Source organism: Flavobacterium bizetiae (assembly GCF_902804475.1).
GTDB lineage: Bacteria > Bacteroidota > Bacteroidia > Flavobacteriales > Flavobacteriaceae > Flavobacterium > Flavobacterium bizetiae.
This window is the reverse complement of the sequence record NZ_CADCSU010000091.1, coordinates 29,953-52,332: the sequence shown is the minus strand read 5'-3', so window position 1 is coordinate 52,332 and position 22,380 is coordinate 29,953. Positions and strand designations below refer to the sequence as shown.

Annotated in this window: 16 protein-coding genes; 5 read left to right on the top strand and 11 right to left on the bottom strand. The window is 35.4% G+C overall.

Annotated features, from left to right (window positions below; translation table 11 throughout):
- Positions 1 to 183 precede the first annotated feature (183 nt).
- Positions 184 to 1,545, bottom strand: coding sequence for a hydroxymethylglutaryl-CoA synthase family protein (locus FLACOL7796_RS12015; RefSeq protein WP_173971020.1), 1,362 nt, complete (start codon positions 1,543 to 1,545; stop codon positions 184 to 186).
- A 357-nt stretch (positions 1,546 to 1,902) separates the two neighbouring features.
- On the opposite strand from FLACOL7796_RS12015, the gene FLACOL7796_RS12010 reads away from it, so the two are divergent.
- From FLACOL7796_RS12010 to FLACOL7796_RS12000, 3 genes are read left to right on the top strand one after another with little or no spacing between them, the layout of a single operon-like run.
- Entirely contained in the window at positions 1,903 to 2,568 is a 666-nt protein-coding gene (locus tag FLACOL7796_RS12010; protein WP_173971019.1) for a succinate dehydrogenase cytochrome b subunit, read from the top strand.
- 11 nt (positions 2,569 to 2,579) lie between these two features.
- Complete coding sequence (locus FLACOL7796_RS12005; protein WP_173971018.1) at positions 2,580 to 4,580, top strand: fumarate reductase/succinate dehydrogenase flavoprotein subunit; 2,001 nt, start codon at positions 2,580 to 2,582, stop codon at positions 4,578 to 4,580.
- A gap of 46 nt (positions 4,581 to 4,626) precedes the next feature.
- Complete coding sequence (locus FLACOL7796_RS12000) at positions 4,627 to 5,373, top strand: succinate dehydrogenase/fumarate reductase iron-sulfur subunit (protein WP_083692564.1); 747 nt, start codon at positions 4,627 to 4,629, stop codon at positions 5,371 to 5,373.
- Between the two features lie 64 nt (positions 5,374 to 5,437).
- Here the strand turns inward: FLACOL7796_RS12000 and FLACOL7796_RS11995 are convergent, their stop codons facing one another.
- Positions 5,438 to 7,741: a family 20 glycosylhydrolase gene (locus FLACOL7796_RS11995; RefSeq protein WP_173971017.1), complete on the bottom strand. Its 2,304-nt coding sequence runs from the start codon at positions 7,739 to 7,741 to the stop codon at positions 5,438 to 5,440.
- A gap of 191 nt (positions 7,742 to 7,932) precedes the next feature.
- Here FLACOL7796_RS11995 and FLACOL7796_RS11990 point away from each other — a divergent pair, with 191 nt between their 5' ends.
- Positions 7,933 to 8,712, top strand: coding sequence for a DeoR/GlpR family DNA-binding transcription regulator (locus FLACOL7796_RS11990; RefSeq protein WP_173971016.1), 780 nt, complete (start codon positions 7,933 to 7,935; stop codon positions 8,710 to 8,712).
- Here FLACOL7796_RS11990 and FLACOL7796_RS11985 read toward each other — a convergent pair.
- From FLACOL7796_RS11985 to FLACOL7796_RS11950, 8 genes are all read right to left on the bottom strand, one after another.
- Positions 8,709 to 9,779, bottom strand: a complete 1,071-nt coding sequence (locus FLACOL7796_RS11985; RefSeq protein ID WP_173971015.1) for a dipeptidase — start codon at positions 9,777 to 9,779, stop codon at positions 8,709 to 8,711. The genes FLACOL7796_RS11990 and FLACOL7796_RS11985 overlap by 4 nt on opposite strands.
- A gap of 129 nt (positions 9,780 to 9,908) precedes the next feature.
- Positions 9,909 to 11,024 carry a D-TA family PLP-dependent enzyme gene (locus FLACOL7796_RS11980; protein ID WP_173971014.1) on the bottom strand — a complete coding sequence of 372 codons (1,116 nt, stop codon included), beginning with the start codon at positions 11,022 to 11,024 and terminating at the stop codon, positions 9,909 to 9,911.
- A 4-nt stretch (positions 11,025 to 11,028) separates the two neighbouring features.
- Positions 11,029 to 11,676 carry a bifunctional 4-hydroxy-2-oxoglutarate aldolase/2-dehydro-3-deoxy-phosphogluconate aldolase gene (locus FLACOL7796_RS11975; RefSeq protein WP_173971013.1) on the bottom strand — a complete coding sequence of 216 codons (648 nt, stop codon included), beginning with the start codon at positions 11,674 to 11,676 and terminating at the stop codon, positions 11,029 to 11,031.
- Between the two features lie 9 nt (positions 11,677 to 11,685).
- Complete coding sequence (locus tag FLACOL7796_RS11970; protein WP_173971012.1) at positions 11,686 to 12,714, bottom strand: sugar kinase; 1,029 nt, start codon at positions 12,712 to 12,714, stop codon at positions 11,686 to 11,688.
- A 174-nt stretch (positions 12,715 to 12,888) separates the two neighbouring features.
- On the bottom strand, positions 12,889 to 13,356 hold the full coding sequence (locus FLACOL7796_RS11965) for a RidA family protein (protein ID WP_089478791.1): 468 nt from the start codon (positions 13,354 to 13,356) through the stop codon (positions 12,889 to 12,891).
- A gap of 4 nt (positions 13,357 to 13,360) precedes the next feature.
- On the bottom strand, positions 13,361 to 14,680 hold the full coding sequence (locus tag FLACOL7796_RS11960; RefSeq protein WP_173971011.1) for a GntP family permease: 1,320 nt from the start codon (positions 14,678 to 14,680) through the stop codon (positions 13,361 to 13,363).
- Positions 14,681 to 14,899: 219 nt separating this feature from the next.
- Complete coding sequence (locus tag FLACOL7796_RS11955) at positions 14,900 to 16,429, bottom strand: SusD/RagB family nutrient-binding outer membrane lipoprotein (RefSeq protein ID WP_173971010.1); 1,530 nt, start codon at positions 16,427 to 16,429, stop codon at positions 14,900 to 14,902.
- A 34-nt stretch (positions 16,430 to 16,463) separates the two neighbouring features.
- A complete protein-coding gene (locus FLACOL7796_RS11950; protein ID WP_173971009.1) occupies positions 16,464 to 19,619 on the bottom strand; it encodes a SusC/RagA family TonB-linked outer membrane protein in 3,156 nt (1,051 codons plus the stop codon).
- 234 nt (positions 19,620 to 19,853) lie between these two features.
- Between FLACOL7796_RS11950 and FLACOL7796_RS11945 the strand changes: the two genes are divergently transcribed.
- A complete protein-coding gene (locus tag FLACOL7796_RS11945) occupies positions 19,854 to 20,621 on the top strand; it encodes a nitrilase family protein (protein WP_173971008.1) in 768 nt (255 codons plus the stop codon).
- On the opposite strand, the gene FLACOL7796_RS11940 is transcribed toward FLACOL7796_RS11945, so the two are convergent.
- Positions 20,618 to 22,306: an Ig-like domain-containing protein gene (locus FLACOL7796_RS11940; RefSeq protein WP_173971007.1), complete on the bottom strand. Its 1,689-nt coding sequence runs from the start codon at positions 22,304 to 22,306 to the stop codon at positions 20,618 to 20,620. The genes FLACOL7796_RS11945 and FLACOL7796_RS11940 overlap by 4 nt on opposite strands.
- Between the last annotated feature and the right edge of the window lie 74 nt (positions 22,307 to 22,380).

Here is a 22,380-nt window from a genome sequence, read left to right as displayed (position 1 = left end):
AGGTTATAAGGAATATAAAAATGAAAGAAGAGTTATGGTAAATGAAGAAAAAAAATCTGCAGAATATGTTGGAAATAAAGACAAACTACGATAGGGAGTGAAAAATAAACATAAAAAACCCGAAGCAAATTTGCTTCGGGTTTTTATTGGAATTTGGATTTTCTGAAATTTGGAATTTAATTTTTAGTCAATCCATTTATAATATCTCGCTCCAATCAAAACAGGAATTTCTTTTTCGATTCGATCTAAAACCCATTCGTTTTTAGGAGTTCTGATGCTTTGGTTTTGTTCTTTTTTGTGAAGGCTTTCATAAGTTTCAAAACCAATTTCTGTGCTTTCTTCTAAGTTTTCAAAAAGCTTTGTTTTGGCTAAAGCCGATTGCCATTCCGGTTGAATTGTTCCTTCAAAAACTTTCGATTTAGATCCGCTTCCGTAAGCCAGGAATCCAAATTTAGTTCCGGCAACTTCTTGTTTGGTATCGTAATAATGGGCCAAAGTCGATAATAATCCCATGAAAATAGATCCTGTGTAAAGGTTTCCTATTAAAGAAGAAGCCAATTCAGCAGGTTGCAATTTCTCGGTTACAAACTTTCTGTACTCATCAGATTTTCCAACTTCTTTAATTTTAGTTTGATAATCTGCGGGTTCGATATTTTCTGCAATAATTTTATCAGCGTGATCTAAAGCGTAAATTTCAGACAACATTCTGCGTCCCTGAAAAGAATACGGAAGATGCATGATAATGCTGTTCCAGGTATTGTATAAAGTTTCGGTAGTATTTTTTAATTTTTTGAATGAAAAGTAAGCATTACGGGTACGATCCATATAACATTGATTCGAATATTGACCATCAAAAACCGGTTGATCTTTATGAATTTCAATTTCGGCTTCTAGATTATCAAACCAGGGATCGTTATTTTCGTTTTGAGTAATCGCTTCTTTTGAGATAGTTCTGTAAGGTTTGAAAAAATCAAAAACACCTTTTGTAGATGTTGCCCAATTGTCATCAAAAGCAATAATTCTAGGATTCGAAGTTACAAGCATTGCCAGAGCTCCGGCGCCTTGAGTATATTCTCCTGTAGAGTTTAAATCGTATTTAGCAAAATCAGTCGTAACCACAATTGCTTTTTTGGTTGGATTTAATTTTACAAAATCAATGCAGTTTTGCAAAGCGTCAACACCGCCAATACAAGCAAAGGTAAAATCGACAACGTCGCATTCTGCAAGGGAATCTTCTCCAAATTTCTGTTCCATTAAGCTTATTAAGAACGAGCTTATTGGTTTAGAACTGTCGATTCCGCTTTCGGTTCCAACATAAATCCGGCTAATTTCGTTTAAGTTTATTTCGTTCTCAAGAATCAGTTTTGTTAAAGCATTTGCTCCAAAAACAACAGCATCCTGATGAACGTCCGGCAAAGTCATTTTTATTAATCCTAATCCCTTTTCTAATTTTTCGGGTTCAATATTTCTGGCGATTGCCAAAGTTTTTATGGGTAAATGTATGTTGGCTACATCAAAAGAGATAGCGTCAATTCCTGTTTTCATTATATTTTTTTTGAAGCCGATAAAGGTAAAATTATGTTGCGGAATGACAATTTTTTAATCCTATAAAATTGCAATGGAGAGAAACTTTTAAAGAAAACAAATTAAAAGTTTGATTAAAATAGTAATATGACAAACTTTACAAATAAGTTTGCTCGTTATAGCGCGTAAAATCTCGTCAAAAGATGTTTTGAAAAAATCTTATAATAAAATAATTTGGGATAGAGTGCTTTTTATACGTAAAAGTACGTATTACGTAATGTATTTTAAAATCATTATAAATAACAGCGAAATGGTTGTAGTTCTTTGTTAATTGAGTTATTTTTGTGTAATTTTTTAATACAAACTACTTAAACAATTATGGCACAATCTGCACTATTGAATGCTTCCATCTTAAAGAAAGTGGCTATGGCTCTTTCGGGAATATTCTTAATCACGTTTTTAGCGCTGCATGTTTCCTTAAATTTTATTTCTATTATTAGTGAAAATGTTTTTAACGAAGCATCTCACTTTATGGGATACAATCCGCTGATTCAATATGTAATGCAACCAGTTTTGGCAATCGGAGTAATCTTCCATTTCGTTATGGGGTTCGTATTGACTGCTCAAAATACTGCTGCAAGACCAATTGCATATGCAAAATACAACGGAGCCGCAAATGCTTCCTGGAGTTCTAGAAATATGATTATTTCTGGATTAGTTATTTTGGCTTTCTTAGGATTGCATTTTTATGATTTCTGGTTTCCGGAGGTTAATTACAAGTATATTGCAGGAGCTACTCCGGATGCTACAAGGTATTATGGAGAGTTAGTTCATAAATTTCATGATCCAATTCGTACAGGATTGTATTGTGTATCATTTGTGTTATTAGGTTTTCACCTTTGGCACGGATTCGGTTCATCTCTTCAGTCAATGGGGATGCACAACAAGTATTCAAGATTTTTAAGTAAAGTAGGTTATGGTTTTGCAGTTGTAGTACCGGCACTTTTCGTAATTATCGCATTATTTCATCATTTCAATAATTAATATAAATTATAATGGCATTAGATTCAAAAATTCCACACGGCCCAATATCGGACAAATGGACAGATTATAAAGATCATATTAATTTAGTAAACCCGGCAAACAAACGTAATTTAGATATTATCATTGTTGGTACAGGTTTAGCTGGAGGTTCAGCTGCGGCAACTTTGGCTGAGCAGGGATATAACGTAAAAGCATTTTGTTTTCAGGATTCACCTCGTCGTGCGCACTCTATTGCAGCACAAGGTGGTATCAATGCAGCAAAAAATTATAAAGGTGACGGTGACTCAGTTTACAGATTATTTTATGATACTGTAAAAGGAGGTGACTACCGTGCACGTGAAGCAAACGTTCACCGTTTGGCTGAAGTTTCTGCTAATATTATCGACCAGTGTGTAGCTCAAGGTGTACCATTGGCTCGTGAATATGGTGGATTATTAGATAACCGTTCTTTTGGAGGAACTTTGGTTTCTCGTACTTTTTACGCACAAGGACAAACCGGTCAACAATTATTGTTAGGAGCTTATTCTGCAATGAACCGTCAGATTGGTCGTGGTAAAGTAAAAATGTACAACCGTCACGAAATGCTTGACATTGTAATCGTAAACGGAAAAGCGAGAGGTATTATCGCTCGTAACTTAATCACCGGAGAAATAGAAAGACATTCTGCTCACGCGGTAGTAATTGGTTCTGGAGGATACGGAAACGTATTTTTCTTGTCGACAAATGCTATGGGAAGTAACGCAACAGCAGCTTGGAAAATACATAAAAAAGGAGCGTTTTTCGCAAATCCTTGCTACACACAAATTCACCCAACTTGTATTCCGGTTTCAGGAGATCACCAGTCAAAACTGACTTTGATGTCTGAATCATTACGTAATGACGGTCGTATTTGGGTTCCTGCAAAACAAGAAGATGCAAAAGCAATTCGTGAAGGAAAGAAAAAAGCAACTGATTTAACTGAAGCAGAAAGAGATTATTTCTTAGAAAGAAGATATCCTGCTTTTGGTAACTTAGTACCTCGTGACGTTGCGTCTCGTGCTGCAAAAGAAAGATGTGATGCTGGTTTTGGTGTTAACAAAACAGGAGAAGCAGTTTACTTAGATTTCGCAGCAGCAATCAAACGTTACGGAACTGAAGAAGCTTTCGTAAAAGGTTTAGATGCTAACGATGCTACTTTGGTAACTAAATTAGGAGCTGAAATTGTGAAAAGTAAATACGGAAACTTATTCCAGATGTATTACAAAATCGTTGACGAAGATCCGTATACAACACCAATGATGATTTACCCGGCAGTTCACTACACAATGGGTGGAACTTGGGTTGATTATAACTTAATGACTACAATTCCGGGATGTTTCTCTATTGGAGAATCTAACTTCTCTGATCACGGAGCAAACAGACTTGGAGCTTCTGCTTTAATGCAAGGTTTAGCTGATGGATATTTCGTATTGCCTTATACTATTGGAGATTACTTAGCTCCGGATATTAAAATGGGAGAAATTTCTACAGATTTACCGGAATTCTTAGCAGCAGAAAAAGAAGTAAAAGATCAAATCGACAGATTCATCAATAATAACGGAACTCATTCTGTAGATTATTTCCATAAGAAATTAGGGAAAATCATGTGGGATAAAGTAGGTATGGCTCGTAATGCTAAAGGATTAGCTGAAGCGATCGAAGAAATTGCCGCTTTACGTGAAGAGTTTTATAAAGATGTAAAAGTTCCTGGAAGCGCTAACGAATTTAATCAGGAATTAGAGAAAGCGACACGTGTTGCCGATTTCTTAGAGTTAGGAGAATTATTCGCGAAAGATGCATTACACCGTAATGAGTCTTGTGGAGGTCACTTCCGTGAAGAATACCAAACAGAAGAAGGAGAAGCACTTCGTGATGACGAAAACTTTGCATATGTTGCAGCTTGGGAATACAAAGGAAAACCAAGTGATGCAGTATTACACAAAGAACCTCTGGTTTACGAAAACATTAAATTAGTTCAAAGAAGCTACAAATAGTATTTAAAAAGTTGCTATACTTTTTGATACTTAAAACTTATACAAAATGAAACTTACATTAAAAATATGGCGTCAGAAAAACGCCCAAGATAAAGGGGGAATTGTTGATTACCCAATCGACGGAATCGAACCAGATATGTCTTTCCTTGAAATGCTTGATGTTCTTAACGAACAATTAATCAACAAAGGAGAAGAGCCAGTAGCATTTGACCACGATTGTCGTGAAGGAATCTGCGGAATGTGTTCATTATTCATCAACGGAGAAGCGCACGGGCCAGACAGAGGAGTAACTACTTGCCAATTACACATGCGTATGTTTAAAGATGGTGACACGATTTTTATCGAGCCATTTAGAGCAAAAGCTTTCCCTGTAATTAAAGATTTAGTTGTTGACAGAAGTTCTTTTGACAGAATTCAACATGCAGGAGGATTTATCTCGGTAAATACTTCAGGAAATACTATTGATGCAAATACAATTCCGATTAACAAACATGATGCAGATAAATCATTTGATGCTGCAGCTTGTATTGGTTGTGGAGCTTGTGTTGCAACTTGTAAAAACGGATCAGCAATGTTGTTCGTTGGAGCAAAAGTATCTCAATATGCATTATTACCTCAAGGTAAAGTAGAAGCAGTTGATCGTGTTTTAAACATGGTACACCAAATGGATTTAGAAGGTTTTGGTAACTGTACAAATACAGGAGCTTGTGAAATCGAATGTCCAAAAGGAATTTCACTTGAAAATATCGCGCGTATGAACCGTGAATATTTATCTGCAAGTTTGAAAGGATAATTTGAATTACTTTTAGTTTTAAATAAAAAAAAGGTTCCGATACCTCGGAACCTTTTTTTATGCTTTATTCGTAATACAATTGCGAAGCACTTATTTCTTGTTTTTCTTTTCCTTCCTGTTGAATGTAGCATGTTAAAGTCGTTCCTCCAATCTGATCAAAATAACCAATGTTTATTTTATGGAAACCTTTTTCGAGTTTTACAGCTCCATATGCTTCGTTGAGCCAATGAATTCCATCGTTATTTACCACTAATTCATTATCGATAAAAAGCTTCGATCCGTCATCTGAAAGCGTCGAAATTGTATAATTTGCCGTTTCAGGAATAAAGATGTATCCGTTGAATTTTAAGCCGATATAACGCTCTGTTTTCGATTTCCATTTTTCACTGCTTATGGCGCCTTCAAAAATGCCTGAATTAACAGGTTTTGCTAAATCTAAATCCTGAACTTGCTGGAATAAGGTTCCAGTATAATAATCGAATTTTAAACCTTTTTTAGTTGGTTTTATGGCCAAAGCCGATTTTAGTTCCGGATTTCTAACTAATATTTTACTAATAGAACTTCTTCTGCCGCTTGGACTAATCTGAACGGTTTTTATAATTCTGAATTCTCCTTTTGGGATATTTATCGTTACCGGTTTGGTGTAAAGTTCAGCTGTTTCATCTGGATTATATCCATCAATTGTGTAGAAGATTTGTCCGCTTTTGATCGTTGGTTTTAAATCCAAAACATATTTTGAAGCAATTAAAGCTGTTTCATTAGAACCAAAAGGACTCGGAACTTTGTACAATCTTTTTTGTGCTTCCAGTTTTTCTAAATGATATGGAATTTGATTTAAAATGAAATGATTGTAATTTTTATTTTGAGGTTGCGTCCAGGCAATTTCAGCTAAAGCAAATACGCGCGGATAAATCATGTAATTTAATTTCGCCGGACTTGTTAAGTATTCAGACCAAAGATTAGATTGCACACCTATAATATACTTTTGCTCTTCAACGGTTAAACTATCAACAGGTGTTGGATTATAGTTGTACATTTTTTCAACCGTGGTTAATCTTCCAATTGTTAAAGGCTCTTGCGGAGAATATCCCTGGTTATAATCCAGATACAAAACTTGTTCGGGATTCATGATTACATTATGTTTTTGTCTTGCAGCGCTAATTCCGCCAGCTTCGCCTCGCCATGACATTACAGCCGCATTTGGCGCAAGCCCGCCTTCAAGCATTTCGTCCCAACCGAGGATTTGTCTTCCGTTTGCATTCAGGAATTTTTCGATTCGGGTTGTTAAATAACTTTGCAATTCGTGTTCATCTTTCAATCCTAAATCTTTGATTCTTTTTTGACAATTCGGACATTCTTTCCATCTTGTTTTCGGGCATTCGTCTCCTCCAATATGAATGTATTTACTTGGGAATAAAGCCATGACTTCGGTTAGAACATCTTCTAAAAAAGTAAAAGTTTCTTCTTTTCCTGCGCAGAAAATATCATCAAAAACACCCCAATATTCTATCACTTTATATTGACGATCGGGAAAACAGGATAAATTAGGATAAGCCGTAACCGCTGCAGTTGCATGACCGGGCATTTCGATTTCCGGAATAATATTCACATAATGGTCTTCGGCAAATTTTACAACATCTTTAATTTCTTCCTGCGTATAAAATCCTTCGTATGGATTTCCGTCAAAAAAATACGGGAATCTTTCGAATTTATTTCCCACCAAAGTCTGTGCTCTTTTTGAACCTACTTCAGTCAGTTTTGGATATTTTTTTATCTCAATTCTCCATCCCTGATCGTCTGTTAAATGCCAATGAAAGTTATTTAATTTATAACTAGACATTTGTGCGATAAAATCTTTTATAACATCAACGGAGAAAAAATGACGGCAAACATCGAGGTGAAGTCCGCGGTAATCGTATCTGGGCTCATCTTCGATGGTAACACAAGGCAATTTTATTTCCTGATTTTTTGGTTTATTAGGTAAAAGCTGCAATAAACTTTGCACGGCATAAAATAATCCTTCTTCGCTACCCGTAACCGTAATTTTTTTTGGAGTAATAGTTATTTTATACGCTTCTTTTTTTAAAGATACCGATGGATTTTTAGCAATGAATAAAACTTCGATGTTACTTTTTTTATTTGAAGTAGTAGAATTTATAGCCGATTCGAAAATTTGTGCAGTTTTGAGTTCTCTTGCACTGAATTTATTTTTTTCGAAAGTAAATTTTATCTGTCCGTTTAAACGAATGCTATCTCCGGTTGCTTTGTATGAATTGGGAGCAGGAATGATGCTATTGTTTACGAAAGAGGTTTGGGCATTTCCGAAAGAAAAACAAAATATTAAAAAGAGGAATAGGCTTTTTTGCATGGTTGTTTTTTTTGATTTGTTAAACAAATTTAAGGTTTGTAAATTAGTTTGCATTTTTTTTGCAAAATGAATTTATGCTTAAATGTCTTTAAAATAGACGAATTAACTTTTTTATTACTTTGTGTTATAATTTGTTTCGCAATAATATTGCATTTATTGTTTACATTTGTCCATAACAAAAATGAATTTGCATGAGTAATGATAATGAAGTGGTAAATTACACTAAGGAAGAACGTAAAAATCTTATTTTAAAAGAGATAAACTTGCATACTCGTGTAAGTTTTGAAACGCTTTCTGCCAAATTATTTGTTTCAGAAGATACTGTGAGACGTGATATAAATGAACTTGAATCAGAATCTTTATTGATTAAGGTAAAAGGCGGTGCGATGACAAAAGCCTATCACCATTCTTCGGCCAATAATCAAACTTATGCAGGCGAATCCAAACAAATCATTGCGCAAAAAACCTTAGGTTTACTTCATGACGGAATGGTTTTATTAATTGGCGGAGGAACTACAATTCGTGAATTCATCCGTTTAATTCCTGATGATTTAAATCTTACTATTTTTACTGTTACCGTTTTATCTGCGGTTGAACTTCTGGATAAACCTAATGTTAAAATTATCATGATTGGCGGCAGCATTTCATCTTACAGCCAAATGTGTGTGAGCGGCGATGTTTATAATCAGTTGGCGAATATTAAAGTTGATTTATTAATATTAGGAACTAATGCTTTAGATATCGAAGGTGGTTTCTCAGATTCTGATTGGGAAACCGTTCAGGTGAAAAAAGCTATGATTCAGGCTTCTGAAAAAACAGCGATTCTGACTATTTCTGAAAAACTCGACACGGTTCTAAAAATGAAAATTGCCAACTTATCCGAGGTTAATTATGTAGTTACAGAAGTTGATCCAAACGACGAAAAATTACAGTCATATAAGAAGGCAGTTCCAAGTTTAGTTTTTATTTAATCCCAATTTTTCATTAAGAAATTGATCCAGTTTTGGTGAAAGATTTTATTTAAATCTTCATCAGAATAGCCGTTGTTTTTAAAGATCAAAACCAATTTTTGCAAATCGGCAATCGTATCTAAATCATACGGACCTTGTTCTGTACCAAAAGCGCCATCCAAATCGGATCCCACACCAATATGATTGGCATTTCCGGCCAATTGACAAATATGGTCCATGTGTTTGAAAACGGTTTCAAGATTGCAATTGGTACCTTTTGGCGTCGAAACACCTCTTTCCCAATCCGGAACTAGCATCCAGGCATCTAAAGCACCGCCAATAACGGCTCCGCGAGAAATTAATGCTTGAATCATTTCATCGCTATATTGACGATTGTGATCCACCAGACTTCTGCAATTGTTATGACTTGCCCAAACTGGTCCTTGATAATGATCTAAAGCTTGCCAGAAAGCATCATCGCATAAATGTGTTGCATCAAGAATGATATTCAAACGCTCCATTTCTTTTAATAAATCAAGACCATTTTGGTTCATTTTTCCGGTTGCGTCTGTTCCGTTTGCGTAACGCCCGGGTCCATAATGCGCAGGACCAATGGCACGCAATCCGTAATTGTATGCTTTTTCTAAATATGAAACATTAATAATGGAATCTGCGCCTTCTAAACTCAAAATATAACCAATAGGTTTTTTATCGTTTGGAGTTCCATCATTCCATAAATCAATTTGTTTTAAAAGCGATTTTTTATCGGTAATTGCTGTGATTTCTCCGGCTTCTTCCATGGCTTTGTACCACGCAAGCTGCCCTTGAGTTTGTGCCCAGGCTTGTTCAGGAGAATTCCACCCCGGAATAATACTGTCCGGTTTTACAAATCGTGCAATTTGAGTCGCGACTACAATACCAATATTGCCGCGTCGTAAATCCGGAAACGAAACCGTTGCGCGTTCGCGATCAGGTTTGTCCGTCATTCCTTTTTCGAGATGACGCAAAGTTGGTACGTCATTTCTTAAATCTCGATTCCATTCCATTGCATTCATGCTCAGGTCTAAATGGGCGTCTATTATAAACATATTATTTTTTTTAAGGCACAAAGGTCCAAATGCTCAGAGGTTCTCTAGACAAGTGTTATTATGAGGTCTATTCTCTTTCTTCTTCGATCTATTTTCTATTCTTTTTTCTTTATTCTGCTTTTTCTGCTGCTAGATATTAATTTTTCTGCTGCGGGCAACCACTTGCCATTGATTGCAAATTTCATGTGCCGAATTCACGACCTGAACCGAATCGTAAAGGGCGCAAGTAGGGCAAACATGATATGGCTGAGCATAAATGGTATCGCCAATTGCATACTCGTTTTTTCCTCGGTTTTCTATAATTAAATGTTCTTCTGAATGTGCCGTTGGGATTAGGTTTTCATCATTTAAAATGACTAATCTTTTATCGATTGGATTTTCAGAAGCTACGGCTTTGTATCCAATATCAATACAAAAAGTATCACTTGTTGGTTTTGAAATTATGGTTCCAACAATAACCAAAGCCGGCTCAAAATGCTGTTCCGGTAAATGAATCTGGTAATTCGAATCCCAAAAAACAAAAGTTCCGGGACTGCATTCTACGTTTTCCTGAGTGGCATAAAACGGAAAAGTGTTCGATCCGCCAGCGACAATTTTTAATTCGTAACCCAGTTTTTTATTAATCGCCTGAATTTCTTCGTTTATGCTAAAAAATAAATTGGAAGCGGTATCAAATCGATGTTCTAAATCTCCTTTTAAATGACCATCATAAATGTGAATTCCTGCAAAATGAATGTTTTTCAGTAAAACAATTTCATCAATTAAAGCTTTCCAGTTTTTAGAAACCGAAATTCCGGTTCTGTTCATTCCGGTATTTAAATCCAGATAAACGGTAAGTTTAAGATTGTTTTTCTCGGCACTTTCATTTAAGGCTTTCGCCGAATCAAAATTGTCAACAATAGTCGAAAAAGCAACATTTGGATATTTCTGAATCAAGGCAATCCATCTGTCTTTTTTAGCGCCAACAGGTTGATAGGCGAGAAGCACGTCTTGAATTTCATGTATCGCGGCTAATTCAGCTTCGGCAATTGTGGCGCATTTTATTTTACTGATGTTGTAGGTTTTAAACAAATCCAGAATTTCACCTATTTTATGCGTCTTGATGTGTGGTCTTAATTTTTGAGTTTCGCCTTTTACTGCTTCAATCAAGCGCTCAATATTTGCCTGAATACGATCTTCGTAAACGGCTAAAAATGGCGTATCAATGCGGAGTTCGGAATTAATTTTCCACCAATTGTTTTGCATAACTTTAGTTTCTGGTTTTTTCTACAACTTCAATTAAATTTTGAAATGCCTTTAAAGATTGCTCATAATTTAAATTCAAAAGCATTTCTTTCGAAAATAAATTAGAACCAATTCCCACGCAGACAACTCCGGATTTGAACCATGATTTTAAATTGCTTTCTTCGAGCGTTACGCCTCCTGTTGGCATTATTTTCAAATTTGGGAAAGGCGCTCTTATTGCTTTTACATATCCTGGACCACCAATTTTATCAGCTGGAAAAAGTTTTACAATTTCGGCACCTAATTTATTGGCTTGCAATATTTCGTTTAATGTTGCAGCTCCGGGAATCCAATAAATATTATTTTTGAAACAATAATTTCCAATTTCCAGATCTGTATGCGGGCAAACAATGCAATCTGCTCCAAGAAGATGAAATGTTTCGGCATCATCTACACTTAAGATAGATCCAACGGCTATTTTTACATCTAAATTATTTGCTTTTTTAAAGGCTATCATTTGGCTAAAAACTTCTTTAGCATCATTTGCACGAGCAGCAAACTCGATAATTTTAATGCCAGCATCAGCCGCTGATTGCAATACTATTTGGGCTGTTTCAATGTTGATTTGGGTTACTAACGGAAGTACACCTTGCGTTTTTAATATGCTGTACATTTTCTTATTTTATCTATTAATTCTATTACTTGAGCCATTTTTGATGAAATGACTTATTTCGTTTTCATTTGTGATGGCGAAATCTCCGTGAATGCTCTGTTTGATTACGCCACAAGCTGTTGCCCATTCGATAGATTCCTGTCCGGAAAATTTATTCGATAATCCGTATAATAATCCAGCGTTGAAAGCGTCTCCGGAACCAATTTGATCCGTTACCACATGTATTTTGTGTTCTTCTGTCTGATAAAAATTATCATCATGAATTAGTAATCCTTTGTATAAATGCGCCGGCCCATCAGATTTTCTAAAACTCATTGCTAATGTTTTTAGATGAGGCATTTTTACTTTTAATAATTCGAATGTTTTCTGAAAACGAGCTTCATCTGATTCGTTTTTATCGGTTTTGATTCCGAAATAAATTTCAATGGCATCCAAATCAGCAACGGTAATCGTGCTATATTGAAGTAAATCCGGCATGATTTCAGACGGATGTTTTCCGTATTGCCATAATTTGGATCTATAATTAAAGTCAGACGAAATAGGCAAACCTTTTTTATGTGCTGCCAAAATCGCTTCTTTACAAGCCAAACCTGCTTCATGAGAAACTCCCGGACTTATTCCTGACCAGTGAAAGTGCGTAACATCGGCGAAAGCCAAATCCCAATTGATCTGATCTTTTTCGATAGTTGCAAAAGATGAATTGCTTCGATCGTAAATAACTTGTGATTGTCTGATTTGATTTCCGGCTTCGACAAAATACAATCCCAAACGTTCTCCGCCATAAACACATTTTGAAGTATGTACTTTGTATTTCTGAAGTTCGTTTAAGGCGAGTTGTGCCAAATCATTTTCGGGTAATCGGGTAATATAATCGGTTTGAATCCCGAGTTGAGAAAGTAAAACACAAACATTTGCTTCGGCACCTCCAACATGAATTTTTATTTCATTGGCCTGCGTAAATCGGTTTCCATTTGCAACGCTCATTCGAAGTAATAATTCTCCAAAAGTTGCAATTCTAGTTTGTGGTGTTGTATTCATAATTTTTTGTTTTTTGCCACAGATTAAATGATTTAAAAAGATTAAAAATTTTGTTTGCCACGAATTACACTAATTTACACAAATCAGTATGTGAAAATTAATTCGTGAAAATTTGGGTAATTCGTGGCGAAAAAAAATCATTTTAATCTGTGAAATCTGTGGCATAACTTTTTTTTAATATAATTCGAAAACAGCTTCAACTTCAACAGGAATATTGTCCGGTAAAGAACCCATTCCTACGGCGCTTCTTACTCCAATTCCGTTTTCTTGTCCCCAAACTTCGGCAAACAATTCGCTACAACCGTTTATAACGTACGGATGTCTCAAGAATTCGCCATTGCAATTGACCATTCCTAAAACTTTTATAACACGTTTTACTTTATTCAGGCTCCCGAAATTGGTTACAATTGTAGAAAGCATGGTTAATCCGACTTGTCTTGCTGCTAATTTTCCTTCTTCGATATCCATGTCATCGCCAATTCGGCCAATGATTAAGGATTTGTCGTCGTTAACAGGCCCGTGACCTGAAAGATATAAATATTTACCATCAACTAAATACGGTTTATATATTCCTAATGGCTGAGGCGCCGGTGGAAGAGACAAACCAAGTGTTTCAAATTTTTCTTGTGGTAATAAATTCATGATATTAATGTATTATAGAGTTTAAAATAAAAACGAAAATGATTCCTAAAACAGATACTAGAGATTCCATGACGGTCCATGATTTGAACGTGTCTTTTAGGCTGATATTAAAATATTCTTTGAACATCCAGAAGCTTGGATCGTTTACGTGCGAACACATTAAACTTCCTGCTCCTACTGATAAGACTAATAGGTTAGGGTCGAGCCCGGTGGTTTGTAGTAAAGGTAATAAAACGCTTGCAGTCATTAATCCGGCTGCTGTAGCAGAACCTACACAAACGCGTATGATTGCCGCCATCATCCAGGCCAATAAATATGGATGAATGTTTATTTGTGTTAAAGTTGCTACGATAGTTTCGTTTACGCCGCTTACGATCATTACTTCTTTTAAACCTCCGGCTCCACCAACAATTAGAACAATCAAAGCGACATCTTTTATTGCAACGGCATAATCATCCATTACTGATGTGATGCTTCTGTTCATTCTGATTCCTAACGTATAGGTACAAATCAATAAAGAAATCAGCATAATCATACTTGGTTCTCCAACCGTTTTGCAGATATTAACCAGAGTTTCATTTTTAGAAATCATGGGTAATATCGAGGTCAGTGTTAATCCGAAAACCGGAAATAAGGCGGAGAATAAACTAAGAGAAAAACTAGGTCGTTTCCCTTCATTAACTATTTCTTCGACGTTTAGAATTTCATGGTCTGATTCGGTTTTGATGTTTTTGAGTAAATTCGAAAATAACAATCCTGCAATAAATATAGTTGGAATCGCAATGATGATTCCGTAGACTAAAACGAGTCCGATATCAGCTTTTAAAATACTGCTTAAAGCCATTGGAGACGGATGTGGAGGCAAGAAACCGTGTGCTACTGAAAGCGACGCCAGCATTGGAATACCGAGATATACTTTTGACAGTTTAAATTGATGGGCTACTGAGAAGATTAATGGAACTAACAAAACAAATCCAACGCTATAAAATAGTGGTATCCCAACAATAAATCCGGTAATCATTAAGCCAAGGCGAACGTATTTTTTGCCCGTCCATCCCATAACTGTTTTGGCAATAACATTGGCAGCACCTGATGAAACGGTAAGTTTACCAATACAGGTTCCGAAAACAATAATCAAAGTGATAGATCCTAACATTTCGCCCAAACCTTTTTGTACGGTTTGAGACAAAGTTTCTATTGGCAGCCCTAAAAAAAGACCTGCTAATAAAGCTGTTATGATAAAGGCAATAAACGGATTGATTTTAAGCCAAGCTATCTGAATGATTAAAAACGCAATGCATGCCGTAAGAATTAAAATGCTCATTTATCTTTTGTATTATTAACTCCGTTGAGAGTAATTGGTGAAAATTTGATTAAACACATAGAAACATAGTTTTTTGGAATTTAAAAAGGCGTTTCACTTATAATAAATATCATAGCGATATGTGAAATGCGGTTTCATAGTTTTTAATTTTTAATTCTCAATTTTTAATTAAAACTAGGTTTCTATATGTTTAAATAATTATGTCAACGGTTATTATTTTTATTTATCCCACCACATTCTGGTTGTAAAACTATCTTCTCCCTGACGTTTAACCGCTTCTGCTAAGTTAGCTGAATTCACTGAGTATTCGCTGGTTGGGTATTTGAAACGTCTTGGAATTGTGCCATTTGTAACGTTGCCCGGAAAATTTACCGGTGTTAAAACCGGATATCCTGTTCTTCTCCAGTTGGCATAGACTTCCTGTTCGTCTACAAATAAAGCAATATAAATCTGAGTATGAATCTGGTTCATTTTTGCTTCAAAAGATCCCGCAGCATTAAACGGATTTAAGGTTAAATAAGCAGTTGCATCTGTTATAGCATAACTTATTCCGTAGATTCCCATGTTTAAGAAAGAGGCTTTTACACCATTTTCATAAAGATTTTTATCTGTATCTCCGGTATACCAGCCTCTAGCGGCAGCTTCGGCTAAATAAAAATTCGTTTCGGCATTGCTTATCAATACAAGTGGAGCATCATATTTAAAAACGGTACTTTGGTTAGGTTCAGAATAAGTCGCTTGTTCAGCCGCTGTTGGAGCTGTTTTAGTTCCGTTAGGAAAACCTTTTTGAATTGCAAGAGTCGTGTTTTGTACTGTTCCTTGCCAAACACCTGAGTAAACACTAATTCTGGGATCAGCAGTAGATTTTAATAAATTAATAAAAGTTACCGCAAGTTTTCCGCCTTCAACATTTTTTTGACCATAAGAGCCTGCTGTAAAATCTTGTCTTCTCGAATCAAGACCAACAGGATTTCTGTTAAAGTCATTTGGGCCGTCGGTATATTTCATGATCGCATTGTCAGAAGTATTCAGGATTACGCCTCCGGCAATGGCTTTGGTTACCCAAGTTTTTGATAAAGCAGGATCTACTTTACTTAATCGCAATCCTAAACGAAGCATTAAAGAGTAAGAGAATTTTTTCCATTTGGCAACATCTCCATCATAAATAAAATCGGCTTTGCCAAAACTTGGTTTCGCAGGATCTAATGCTGTTGCAGCTTCATCTAATTCTTTTAGTAAATCTTTGTAGATGAATTCCTGAGAATCATATTTTGGAATAAAAATTTGCGTACTGTTTGCTTTTGCAGCTTCTGAGTACGGAATGTCTCCGTATAAATCTGTAATTTTATGATACAAATACGCTTTCCAGATTCTGGCAATATTAAGTCGGTTACTTTCGTTTGGACTATTTTTTAAAGCATCGATTACAATTTGTGTTTCGGCAATCCCGGTTGGATAAGCCTGATTGAAATAAGCCGAATAATAAACTTCGTTGCTTAAATATTTATCTCCCACACCAGAAGCTTCTTTGTATGTAGCATAATGCTGTATCATACCGCCGCATTCTAAAATATTGATTAAGAAATAATTGTTGTTTAAACCGTCCAGCTGTGCTTTACTGAAAACAAAATTCGGGTTTGGTTTATCAACGGAATTTGGGTTAGTATTGATTTCTTCAAAATCATCAGTACAGGATGCCATACTTCCTAAAAGTATTCCTGCGATATATAATATGGTTAACTTTTTCATGTCTTTTAATTTAAAAATTAGCAACTAAGTGAGTTTAAAATTTAACATTTAAACTTAAACCGAAACTTCTGGTTTTTGGCACTCCAAATTGTTCTACACCCTGAGCATTTCCTGCACTAAATACAGATTCAGGATCTACGTTTGGTGTTTTCTTGTAAAGAATGAATAAGTTTCTGGCGATAAATGAAACAGAAGCTCCCTGAAGTTTTGATAATCCTTTGATTCTTTGAATAGGTAAATCGTACCCAAGAATGATTTGTCTTAATTTTACAAAACTTGCATCATATACAAATGTTGATGAAATGTTTCTTAAACCATCATAGTATGTTCTTAAGTTTTCAGGAGCAATTACCATGTCTACAGGATTTCCGTTTGTATCAACTCCTTTTATTGGTAAACCGTTTTCACGACCTTCAAGCGTTAATTTTGTTAATCCCATACGAGTTCCGTATAAATCCGTTCCTGAATATAAACTTCCTCCAAATTTACCATCGATCAAAAAGCTGAATGAGATATTTTTGTATTTGAATTCGTTGCTAATTCCCGCTGTCCAAGGGTGAACTCCCTGACCTAATTCTTCAAGCGGACCTTGCGCGATAGTAGCAGAACCTCCGCTTACATTATAAACTGTATTTCCTTTTGCATCTACGCGAGGTTTGTATCCTTTTATAATACTATATGGGCGTCCAACATCACTTGTTATCGTTACATATCCGTTTACAGAAGTTGCCATTGTAATTGAGTTTAACTGATCTGTAAGGGCTTCAACTGTGTTTTTGTTGTAAGATCCGTTAAAACTTGCGTCCCATGAGAAATTTTCTGAATTGATGATTTTTCCACTCAATAAAACTTCAACCCCTTTATTTCTCATTTTTCCAAGATTCAATAAAGCGGTGCTAGATCCTGAAGCGTTTGAAATCGTAGTTTCGACAATGTCATTTGTTGTAGCACGGTTATAGTAAGCAAAATCAAGATTCAAACGATTATTGAAAAATCCTAAATCAGTTCCAATCTCAAATGTTGTAGAAGTCAACGGACTTAAAGTAGGATTTGGAACTCTTGAACTTGTTGGTCCTTGTAATTGCTGACCGTTGTGTCCGCCCTGAATCATCGAATACGATTGGTTCAATGCATAAGGATCCGGAGTTGCTCCACCCACTTGTGCCCATGAACTTCTTAATTTTGCAAACGAAATAAATTCTGGCATTTTCACAATATCCGAAACAATAATACTTGTTCCTACCGATGGATAAAATACAGTATTGTTGTCTTTTGAAAGCGTAGAAAACCAATCCTGACGTCCGGTAACATTCAAAAAGACGATATTTTTATAGTCGAAATCTGCCGCCGCGTAAACCGAATTTGTTTTTGTTTTTCCGTAAGGATAACTGTAAGTAAGAGTCGATAAATTGCTTATGGCATAAAAATCATCCAATACAAAGTTAGAACCCTCAAATCTTGTTTCGTCTCTTAAATTGGTGCGTGAGTTTACTCCGATTAAAGCATTTAAAGAGAAATTATCAACGATATTTTTCTTGGTATAATTAAGAATTGCTTCAGAATTCAAATTCGATATTTTAACTCTTGAACCTTGAGCATAACCTACAGGATTGTTTAAAGTTGTTTTTGGGATGTATCCAAAGAACTGATAATCTGTAAAATCCTGACCAATTCTACCCTGAAGGAATAATTCTGGTGTAAAGTTTAATTTTACATTCAACATTCCGATAAAACGATTTTTGGTATCGTTGTTTTTAATTTTATTAACCACAAAATAAGGGTTTGTAGCTACCGCAACAGGATTCCATGCTTCTTCTACGCCATTTTCATCATACCCGGGAGCAAGATTTCTAATGTCTACAGTATTTGCAATCATGTAAGTTCCCCAGTTTGGATTTGCCTCAGCATCAGAAACCGTAACTCTGTTATTTGATTTTTCGATATTGTACTGTGCTACAACATCAAATTTTAACCAGTTTGTTAGGTTTACGTTGCTGGCAATATTGATGCTTTTTCTATTAAAATCTGAGTTTGGTACCACGCCCTGATTGTCCATGTTCGAAAAAGAAAGACGTCCTGTCGCTTTTTCATTTCCGCCAGACAAAGCCAATGAATTGATGAAAGTCGTTCCCGTTTCGTAAAAGTTCTTGATATTATTTTTTTGAGCAACGTAAGGTCTCGCTACTCCGTCAAATTGTACCACATTTGTTCCGTCCATTTTAGCTCCCCAAGACCAACGTCCTGCTGCTATAGCTTCGGCTTGTGTTGTAGGTTTTTTTCCAAGTGCTCCAGAACCATATTCATATTGCCAATCTGGTATGATCGATGGCGTTTCAAAAGTAAAAGAAGTATTATAATCTACTCCAATTCCTTTTTGAGCGGCACCTCTTTTAGTCTGAATCAAGATAACACCATTCGCAGCATTCGCACCGTATAATGCCGCTGCCGTTCCACCTTTTAAAACAGTGATGGTTTTAATGTCATCCGCGTTGATAACAGATGTTCCGTCACCTCGGTCAACGTTTATTCTGGTAGATCCTGGTCCGTTGCCAATTCCAGGTAAGTTTAGTTGCGTATTGTCTATCGGTAAATCGTTAACCACATACATCGGCTGGTTATTTCCGTTTAGCGATCCGTTACCTCTTATTACAACTCTGCTTGAACCGTTAGGGCCAGTTGCGGTGCTGCTCACGTTTACACCTGCAATTTTACCTACTAATGCATTAGCGATATTGGTTTCTTTCGCTTTTGTAAATTCAGTTCCTTTTAGTTCTGTTACGGCATAGGCAACAGATTTACTGCTTTTTTTAACTCCTAATGCTGTTACCAAAACCTGATCTAAAACATTTTCGGCAGGTTTTAAGCTTATAACTAAGTTTTGTGTATTGTCTAATTTATATTCTAAAGATGCATAACCCATGTACGTAACGATGATGTGAGTTTCGTTTTCCGGAACATTTAGTTTGAATTTTCCGGTTTCGTCAGTTATGGTAGCTATTTTATTATTGCCTTTTGCATAAATCGTTGCTCCGGCAATTGGCATTCCGTCATCCTGACCAACTACTTGGCCTGAAATTTCTGTCTGATTGCTTTTTTGTTCAAAGAGATGCTTTTTAATTGCAGCCTCTTTTGCATTTGCTGAGAAGATCATCCCCCCAATAAACACTAATGAAATTAGCTTTGTTTTCATAATTGTTTGGTTTTCATGTTTTCTTTTGGTTTTTATTGGCGATCAAATATAAAAATTTATTTTTCACATTTGCATATTTTTTGCACAAAGCGCATATTTTTTGCAATATTTTTTCGTGAAGCATTTTTAATTCTTAAAAGAAGTCTGATTTTTGGCGGTGTTTTGAGAAAATTTTGCAGATAATGCTTTTTTGATAAAAATATATTTTAATCTTAAAATTCGTATTTTTGAAATATGAAAATCGCAATTATACAATCAGATCTTTATTGGGAAGACGCTTCGAGAAACAGAAAAAACTTTGAATCGAAAATAAATCAGATCGATTCTGAGGTTAATTTGGTGGTGCTTCCGGAAATGTTTTCGACAGGATTTACTATGAATGCTGTTGAAGTTGCCGAAACTATGAAAGGCGAAACCGTTTTGTGGCTGCAATCTTTGGCAAAACAAAAAAACTTCGCCATTACGGGAAGTTTGATTATTGTCGAAAATGAGAAGTATTATAACAGAATGCTGTTTGTTTTTCCGTCAGGAGAAATTCAGTATTATGACAAGCGTCATTTGTTTTCGCTTGCGGGAGAAGATAAATTCTATACCAACGGAAATAAAAAAGTAATTGTAGAATATCTTGATTGGAAGATTTGTCTGCAAGTTTGTTACGACTTACGATTTCCGGTTTTTGCCAGAAATGTCGAAAATTATGACCTGCTTTTATACGTTGCCAATTGGCCAAAAGTGCGTACTAATGCCTGGGATTCCCTGCTAAAAGCAAGAGCAATTGAGAATTTAAGTTACGTAGTAGGTGTAAATAGAGTAGGACTAGACGCCAACAATTACGAACACATTGGGCATTCGCAAGCGATTGATTTTCTGGGAAATTTTATTTTAGAACCCCAAGAATCCGAAGCCGTTTTTATCGTTGAATTAGATAAAAAGATCATGCTGGAAACTCGGGAAAAACTCGATTTTTTAAGTGATAAAGATATTTTCGAGATTAAAATCTAGAATGCGGTTCGCTTCTTGGCGTCTTCTTTTTTCTTTTTCTCTATTTTCTTCTTTTCTACTTCGGGACTAAACGGAACGCTTAAATCTATGGCTTGATCTACATCCCAATTCGTTCGTACATCAACTTCTGTTTGGTAGTAAAACACTTCTTCGGCATAGGTTTTATTCAAAAAGTTTCCTGAATCGTACTTTTTGTTTTTATTGTCGTCGTATATAATTCGAATGGTAAATTTGTCGGGAACCATTAAATTAAATTCAAGTTTGGTTTTTCCTTCAGAGTAATCACTTGCATACACAACATCTCCCTTTGCATTAGTGGCTTCAACTATGATAGGAAAACGTTTTACGTTTTGTAAATTCAAAACAAGATTTCCGTAGTCAGAATGTTCTTTGGTGGTTAATTTATAAGCTAAAGTATCGTTTGTCTTTTCATAAAAATCCGTCAAGGCACCCGGAAAAAAGGTAACATTGTATTTTTCGACCGGTTCTTTTTTAAAGTCTACATATAGCTTTTGTTCAAATTCATTGTATTCTGTGGTAAAGTCTACAGCAACAGAATCTTTATTGACTAATCTGATTTTTGATTTATCAAATTTAACCAATGGTGTTGAGGATTCTAATGTAAAACGGTCTCTGAAATTAATCACTCCGTTTTGTAATGCAGTAATATTCAGAGTATCTTTCTTTTGATCTTTTACTTTAAAAGAAAACTTTTTGTTGTAATTGTCTTTGCTTACTTCCAGCGATAATGAATCTGCTTTTATAGGTTTGTACCAAATTTGTAAGGAATCTTTTTTAGGAAAAGCCGTCACGATAGTTTCTAAAACTTCATTATTGTGTTTAAGAACAATTTTAGGTTTAGAAGTTTTAAAATCCTGTTTGCCTTCATAAGGAAGATATAATCTGTTTCCTGATGCCTGAATAGGTTTGAATGTTTTAAGCGGAAGTACTTCTTTAAACAATTCTAATTCAAATATAGTATCGTTTGGAACTGTGATATAATGTTTAAGAAATCCAATTTTATCATCTTTTGGATTGTATCTGTTATTACCGCCTTTGTCTTTCAATGCAACCAATAGATATTTTCCGGCTTTTAAATTTTCTAACTTAAAAGTTCTTAAACTATCCAAAGTATTGGTAATATATCTCGGGCTTTGTTTGTAAATTAAAGAATCTTTAAAAGTGTCATTTACCTCATAAAGCATTACAGAAACAAAATTGTCTACATTTTTTTCGTAAGCATCTTTAATTTGTCCGCTAATCGAAAGCGAGTCAATATATGGTCCTGTTGAGAAAATGTATTTGAACTGATTGATGGCGTTACCTTCATTATTGTCCGCAATACTTTGCCCGAAGTTAAAGCTGTAAGTTGTGTTGGGCTGTAAAGTATCTTTTATTTTTATCGTGATAACTTTACTTGCAGTTGTTGGTAAAATCAACGGCTCATGTTTCATCGGAGGCGAAATAATAAGCTGTTTGTTCAGGTTTTTAAGCTTTACATATTCATCAAATCCTAAAATGATTTCATTACCTTCAAAATTAGTGGTCATGTTTTTTGGAGAACTGTATTTTAAAACCGGGGCAAGAGTGTCTTTTAATCCGCCGGTAATGCTGCCTCGCTTGGCGCAACTCAACATTAAAAATACCAGTAAAAATGAAATATATCTGAAGTTGTTTTTCAACATAATGTTTTCTGAATTTGATTGCACAAAATAACGATTATATTTGCTTTAATTGAAATTTTTTATCCATTTATTAG